The sequence below is a fragment of the Pseudomonas sp. P39-UII1 genome (assembly GCF_039672635.1).
GTDB lineage: Bacteria > Pseudomonadota > Gammaproteobacteria > Pseudomonadales > Pseudomonadaceae > Aquipseudomonas.
Genome location: NZ_JBDFPP010000064.1, coordinates 1 through 477 on the forward strand (window position 1 = coordinate 1; position 477 = coordinate 477).

1 protein-coding gene is annotated in these 477 nt (G+C 61.8%); it reads right to left on the reverse strand.

What is annotated here, in order from left to right; all coding sequences use genetic code 11:
• Positions 1–477 (reverse strand): RHS repeat domain-containing protein (locus ABEH27_RS25735; RefSeq protein WP_346616253.1); only part of this gene is annotated, 477 nt, incomplete at both ends.

Below are 477 nucleotides of genomic sequence, written 5' to 3' on the forward strand. Positions count from 1 at the left end.
GCAGGTCATCGCGCTCCATGTCGCTGATCACCTGGCCGTCCAGGTTCAGCTGGTGCAGGTGGCCGCTGCCGTAGTACAGGTGGTTGACCTTGCGCCCGTCCGGCAGGGTCAGTGTGGTCAGGTTGCTTAGCGGGTCGTATTCGTAGCCGAGCACGCCCTGTGGGGTGATTTCCTGGGTCAGTCGGCCCAGCAGGTCATAGGCGTATTCCAGTTTTTCTTCGGTGATGCCGAGTTGTTTGCCGATGCCGCTGGGTTGCCGTTGGATGCTCAGCAACCGGTCGACATCGTCATACGCATAGTCTTGTCGCGCATCGCGGTTGAGCTTGGCCATCAGGCGGCCAATCGGGTCCCGTTCGAACAGCGTTTCGCGCTGGGGCTGTTCACCGTTCTCGCCGTAGCCGATTTCGTCCAGCCGGGTCAGGTGGCCGCCGTCGTTGTAGGTGAAGCGCCGGGTCAGGTTGTCCACCCGCACTTCTT